This is a genomic window from Streptococcus sp. HMSC065C01, assembly GCF_001813525.1.
Lineage (GTDB): Bacteria > Bacillota > Bacilli > Lactobacillales > Streptococcaceae > Streptococcus > Streptococcus parasanguinis_V.
Genome location: NZ_KV812837.1, coordinates 96,720 through 102,933 on the forward strand (window position 1 = coordinate 96,720; position 6,214 = coordinate 102,933).

7 protein-coding genes are annotated in these 6,214 nt (G+C 42.7%); 4 read left to right on the forward strand and 3 right to left on the reverse strand.

Annotation, left to right across the window (positions count from 1 at the left end):
• Nucleotides 1–7 precede the first annotated feature (7 nt).
• The 3 genes from HMPREF2918_RS03075 to HMPREF2918_RS03085 all read right to left on the reverse strand — a co-directional run bounded on the left by HMPREF2918_RS03075 (nt 8) and on the right by HMPREF2918_RS03085 (nt 2,716).
• On the reverse strand, nt 8–1,120 hold the full coding sequence (locus tag HMPREF2918_RS03075; protein WP_070594555.1) for a cysteine desulfurase family protein: 1,113 nt from the start codon (nt 1,118–1,120) through the stop codon (nt 8–10).
• Nucleotides 1,121–1,129: 9 nt separating this feature from the next.
• Entirely contained in the window at nt 1,130–2,086 is a 957-nt protein-coding gene (locus tag HMPREF2918_RS03080; RefSeq protein ID WP_003007186.1) for a ribose-phosphate diphosphokinase, read from the reverse strand.
• Between the two features lie 72 nt (nt 2,087–2,158).
• Nucleotides 2,159–2,716, reverse strand: coding sequence for a CYTH domain-containing protein (locus tag HMPREF2918_RS03085; RefSeq protein ID WP_070505600.1), 558 nt, complete (start codon nt 2,714–2,716; stop codon nt 2,159–2,161).
• Nucleotides 2,717–2,811: 95 nt separating this feature from the next.
• Here HMPREF2918_RS03085 and HMPREF2918_RS03090 point away from each other — a divergent pair, with 95 nt between their 5' ends.
• From HMPREF2918_RS03090 to pta, 4 genes are read left to right on the forward strand one after another with little or no spacing between them, the layout of a single operon-like run.
• A complete protein-coding gene (locus HMPREF2918_RS03090) occupies nt 2,812–3,483 on the forward strand; it encodes a GTP diphosphokinase (protein ID WP_023918039.1) in 672 nt (223 codons plus the stop codon).
• Nucleotides 3,467–4,285: an NAD kinase gene (locus tag HMPREF2918_RS03095; protein ID WP_282188909.1), complete on the forward strand. Its 819-nt coding sequence runs from the start codon at nt 3,467–3,469 to the stop codon at nt 4,283–4,285. The genes HMPREF2918_RS03090 and HMPREF2918_RS03095 overlap by 17 nt, the downstream gene beginning before the upstream one ends.
• A complete protein-coding gene (locus HMPREF2918_RS03100) occupies nt 4,282–5,175 on the forward strand; it encodes an RluA family pseudouridine synthase (protein WP_070594556.1) in 894 nt (297 codons plus the stop codon). Before HMPREF2918_RS03095 ends, HMPREF2918_RS03100 begins: the two co-directional genes overlap by 4 nt.
• A 21-nt stretch (nt 5,176–5,196) precedes the next feature.
• Nucleotides 5,197–6,171, forward strand: a complete 975-nt coding sequence (gene pta, locus HMPREF2918_RS03105; RefSeq protein ID WP_021153149.1) for a phosphate acetyltransferase — start codon at nt 5,197–5,199, stop codon at nt 6,169–6,171.
• The last annotated feature ends 43 nt before the right edge of the window (nt 6,172–6,214 follow it).

Here is a 6,214-nt window from a genome sequence, read left to right on the forward strand (position 1 = left end):
TGTTCTCCTATGATAAAATTTCTTTAAGTTTTGAGAGGAAGTCTTGAACCTCCTCTACGGTATTGAGTTCTGAAAAACTAATTCGAAGGGATTCTTTTAGGCGTGAGCTATCTTTTCCATAGAGTGCCTCAAGGACATGGCTGGGTTGAACTGTACCGGCGGTACAAGCAGAACCTGTAGAGACAGAAATTCCAGCAAGATCGAGTCGCATCAATAATACATCATTTTGGACACCCGGAAAGCCAAGGTTCCAAACAAATGGAAGATGATCGTCATTCGCATTTACGTAGTAGTCGTAGTCTGTTAAACCATTAACTAGTTCTTGGCCAAGTTTTTGAACCTGGTTGAAATTTTCTTCTTGATGAAGTGTAGCTTGCTGAAGCGCGGTTGCCATCCCGACAATAGAAATGAGATTTTCCGTACTGGCTCTCATCTTACTTTCCTGATCCCCACCATGTAAAAGATTATCAAAATCTGGGGAGGTTGCATAAAGGAAACCGACGCCCTTTGGTCCATGGAATTTGTGGGCAGAAGCACTGAGAAAATCAATTCCCAACTCTTCAGGATAGACAGGGACCTTTCCGATTGCTTGGACAGCATCAACGTGAAAGGCAGCTGGATGATCTTTTAAGAGTTCTCCGATTTCTTTAATCGGAAGAAGATCGCCTGTCTCGTTATTGGCAAACATGGTAGAGACAAGAATGGTATCCGGTCTAAGAGCCGCCTTGATATCACTAGCCTTAATGCGTCCATCTCTTGGTTGGACGATCGTAACTTCAAATCCGAAACGTTCTACAAGATATTCGATGGGTTCAAGAACCGCATGGTGTTCCAAAGCGGTCGTAATGATGTGTTTGCCATCTGCTTGGTGTTTCAAGCAGTAGCCTTTTATAACGGTATTATTACTTTCTGATCCACCTGAAGTGAAGAAAATACGATTTGGAAGAGTATGGAGAGACTGAGCAATTTGCTCGCGAGATTCTCGGAGAAGTTTACTAGCCATCCGTCCATGAGCATGAAGGCTCGATGGATTTCCAAAAGTGGTCTTCATAGTTTCAGACATTTTATCAATGACTTCAGGTAGAAGGGGAGTTGTTGCGGCATTATCAAAATATATCACATTAAGACCTTATTTCTTATGGTAGGCAAATAGAGGACTAACAGGTTTTCTTTCTTGAATGCGAACAATAGCTTCAGCGATCAGTTCGCTAGCTGTCAGATAGTTAATATTTTTTGGTGTTGGTCCATTTGGAGCAACAGAATCGGTTACTAAGATTTCTTTGATCGGAGCTTGGTCTAATAATTCAACAGCTCCTTTTACAAATAAACCATGGCTTGATACAGCATAAATTTCAGTAGCACCTTCGCGTTCGACGATTTTCGCAGCTTCTGAGAATGTCTTACCAGTATTGAGGATATCGTCAATCAAGATCGCTTTCTTATCTTTGACATCCCCGATAATATAGCCATAATCACGGTTTGCATCATCTTGCTCGTAATCAATGATCGCAATCGGTGCATCAAGATATTCCGCTAAACTACGAGCCCGTTTGACACCTGAATTTTTAGGACTGACGACGACGACATCAGGACCAGTTAGACCTTTGTTGATGTAGTGCTCTGCAAAAAGTGGAATGGTAAAGAGGTTATCCACGGCAATATCGAAGAAACCTTGAACCTGCACTGCATGGAGATCCAGTGTGACGACACGATCCACCCCAGCTTTGACCAACATGTTTGCGACGAGTTTAGCAGTGATTGGTTCACGAGGAGCAGCAGTCCGGTCTTGGCGAGCATAACCGAAGTAAGGCATGACCACATTGACAGTATTTGCGCTGGCCCGTTGGCAAGCATCTACCATAATTAACAGTTCCATCAAGTGATTGTTGACAGGGAAACTGGTTGATTGAATGATATAAATATCATATCCACGAACACTTTCCTCAATATTGACTTGGATTTCACCATCTGAGAATTGACGGGATGAAATTTTCCCAAGTGGAACCCCAGCATGATCCGCGATTTTTTGCGCAATCTCTGGATTTGAATTGAGAGAGAAGAGCTTCATATTTTTTTTATCTGACATGTGATTCCAACCTCATTTAGATTTTTGATCTTAGCACTATTTTAGCAAAAATTTGCGATAATTTCAGCTATTTTACAATCTTTCCGCCAATCTTGCGATTTTATTTTTTGCAGCTTTGTAGACGATTCCATGCTCTTTGATGAACTGATGGAAATTTTCTTCCTGCTCAGCGGTTTCGACCTCGATTTCTAATTCATAATCTTCAGTGTCTAGATAGAGACTGTGGTCTAGTGCCACCAATCCTGCAGCTGTTTCTTTTTCGAATCGTTCTGTTGTAAGGCTTCCCCAGACAGCGAGTTGCTCAACAGAGATTTCTTTAGAGATTAAGAGGTTTTTGATTTCTCCGTCAGGAAACTGTTGGTGTTGAAGGATCGCCTCGGTTTCTTCTGGGCTGAGGTTTTGATTGTACTCGAAATGGCCAACTGCCTCAGGGACTTTGAGAGTCAACTCAGCTTGATCTGTGAAAGTACGCACCCGCAAGGCCATTTTTTCCTTACGGATGAGCTGGTCGGGGGTATCGATATAGTGATTGGTTTGGACAACCAATTCTGTATCATCAAAAAGTGGAAGGAGGGATTGGTATTCCTCCTTGTCTAGCAAGGTTTTGTATTCAATTTCTAAATGGTTCATTTTGTAGTCCTTTGCTTTTTTTCGAAAGCGATTCATGATATAATAAGAGATGTGTTTATTGTATACAAAAATGGTTCAGATTACAAGGTGGTAGGATGGCAATTGATTGGGAAAACTTCTTAGATCCGTATATCCAAGCAGTTGGGGAATTAAAAATCAAACTGCGTGGGATTCGTAAGCAATATCGTAAGCAACAAAAGCATTCTCCAATCGAGTTTGTCACAGGTCGTGTTAAGCCGATTGAGAGTATCCGCGAAAAGATGATCCGAAGAAATATTTCTGAAGAAAATTTGGCTCAGGATATGCAAGATATTGCTGGTCTTCGTATCATGGTCCAGTTCGTAGATGACGTCGAAGAAATCCTAGAGGTTCTGAGACAACGGCAGGATATGCGCGTGGTCCAAGAGCGAGACTACATCCGCCACAAGAAATCAAGTGGCTACCGGAGTTACCACGTCGTGGTCGAGTATCCGGTCGATACTATTGATGGAAATGAAACGATCTTAGCAGAGATTCAAATTCGGACCTTGTCCATGAATTTTTGGGCAACCATTGAACACTCGCTCAATTATAAATATAAAGGAGACTTTCCAGACGAGATCAAAAAACGCTTAGAGACGACAGCAAACCTGGCCTATCTCTTGGATGAAGAGATGGGGGCAATTCGGGATGCGATTCAGGAGGCTCAAGCCCTGTTTGATCCACTTCATCGTAAGTTAAATGATGGCGTTGGAAATAGTGATGACACAGATGAAGACTACAGGTAAAAAAGTATCCATTATTCGCAATCGCAAGCGTCAAAGTGAAGAGGTTTTTCAGCAGTTGCGCTACAAGCTTCGGAAAAATAATTTTATTTTGACGGAGAAGCACCCGGATATTGTGATTTCAATTGGTGGCGATGGGATGTTGCTATCAGCCTTTCACAAGTATGAACACCAGTTGGATCGGGTGCGATTTGTTGGCGTCCATACCGGACACTTAGGATTCTATACGGATTACTTAGACAGTGAAATCGATAAGCTGGTTGAGAACTTAAAATATGATACAGGCGCTAAGGTTTCCTACCCTATTTTGAATGTCAAGATTACTTTCGAAAATGGGGAAACCCGTACCATGAGAGCGTTGAACGAAGCAACGATTAAGAGAAGCGACCGGACCATGGTTGCTGATCTCACGATTAATGGAGTGGATTTTGAGCGCTTCAGAGGAGACGGGATTACCGTTTCGACTCCTACAGGAAGTACGGCTTACAACAAATCCTTGGGAGGAGCAGTCCTTCACCCAACTATTGAGGCGCTGCAGATTGCTGAGATCGCCAGTCTAAACAATCGTGTCTATCGTACCTTGGGTTCTTCTGTCATTGTCCCTAAAAAGGATAAGATCGAGATTACACCGACAAGACCTGGCTTCCACATTATCTCTGTCGACAATTCAACCTATTCTTACCGTAATATTGCAAAGGTAGAATATCAGATTGACAACCATAAGATTAATTTTGTGGCAAGTTCCAGTCACACCAGCTTCTGGAATCGGGTCAAGGATGCCTTTATCGGAGATGATAGAGAATGAGATTTGAATTCATTGTCGATGAGCATGTCAAGATCAAGACCTTCCTGAAAAAGCACGAGGTTTCTAAGGGTCTCTTAGCAAAGATTAAGTTTCGTGGTGGCCAGATCCTTGTCAATGGACGTCCGGAGAATGCGATTTATTTGTTGGATATTGGGGATCGCTTGGTCATTGATATTCCAGCAGAAGAAGGGTTCGAAACCCTAAAACCCATGGATCGGCCTTTGGATATTTTGTTTGAAGATGATCATTTTTTGGTCTTAAACAAACCCTTTGGGATTGCTTCTATTCCAAGTGCGATTCATTCTAATACCTTAGCCAATTTTGTAAAAGGCTATTATGTGAAACAGGGCTACGAGAACCAGCAGGTTCACATTGTCACTCGCCTGGACAAGGATACTAGTGGCGTCATGCTTTTTGCCAAACATGGCTATGCCCATGCCCGCTTGGATAAGCAATTGCAGTCTAAAACGATTCAGAAACGCTATTATGCCTTGGTCAAGGGATCTGGGAAGCTTGATCCTGTCGGAGAGATTATTGCTCCGATTGCGCGTGATGAAGAGTCGATCATAACCCGCAAAGTAGCTAAAGGTGGCAAGTATGCTCATACAAGCTACCAGGTTGTTCAATCTTTTGGTGATATTCACCTAGTGGATATTCAGTTACACACAGGTCGAACCCACCAGATCCGCGTTCATTTTTCCCATATTGGTTTTCCGCTCTTGGGAGATGATCTCTATGGCGGAAGTTTAGAAGACGGCATTGAGCGCCAAGCCCTTCATTGTCATCGTCTATCCTATTATCATCCATTTCTAGAGGAAGAATTGGTCATAGAAAGTCCACTGCCTCCAGATTTCCAAGCTGTATTAACACAGCTTCAAACTAGTTATTAATTATTAAAAGGAGTAAAACTCATGGAAGTTTTCGAAAATCTCAAAGCCAACCTCGTTGGTAAGAATGCACGTATTGTATTACCAGAAGGTGAAGAACCTCGTATCCTCCAAGCGACAAAACGCATTGTGAACGAGACAGAAGTAACCCCTGTCTTGCTTGGTAATCCAGATAAAATTCGGATTTATCTTGAAATCGAAGGGGTTTTGGATGGATATGAAGTCATCGATCCTCATTCTTATCCAGGTTTTGAAGAAATGGTAGCTTCCTTAGTAGAACGTCGTAAGGGCAAAATGACAGAAGAAGAAGCGCGTCAAGTTTTGAAAGACGACGTTAACTATTTTGGTGTCATGTTGGTGCACATGGGAATTGTTGATGGGATGGTATCTGGTGCGATTCACTCAACAGCCGCAACTGTTCGTCCGGCTCTTCAAATTATCAAAACTCGTCCAAATGTAAAACGGACTTCAGGGGCTTTCCTTATGGTTCGTGGATCTGAACGCTACTTGTTTGGGGACTGTGCCATCAATATCAATCCAGATGCTGAAGGATTAGCCGAAATTGCCATCAACTCAGCTATTACCGCCAAGATGTTTGGCATTGATCCAAAAATTGCTATGTTGAGCTATTCAACAAAAGGATCTGGTTTCGGTGAAAGTGTTGATAAGGTTGTCGAAGCGACTAAGCTTGCTCATGAACTTCGTCCAGACCTTGAAATTGACGGGGAATTGCAATTTGACGCAGCCTTTGTCCCTGCGACTGCAGCCTTGAAGGCTCCAGGAAGCAAGGTAGCAGGTCAAGCCAATGTCTTTATCTTCCCTGGTATTGAAGCAGGTAACATTGGATACAAGATGGCAGAACGTCTTGGTGGCTTTGCAGCGGTAGGTCCAGTATTGCAAGGGTTGAACAAACCAGTCAATGACCTCTCTCGTGGATGTAATGCAGATGACGTCTATAAATTAACCTTGATTACGGCTGCTCAAGCTGTGGAGCAATAAGAAATAAATTTAGAGCGTGGGACAGAAATTGGTAATTCGTTAG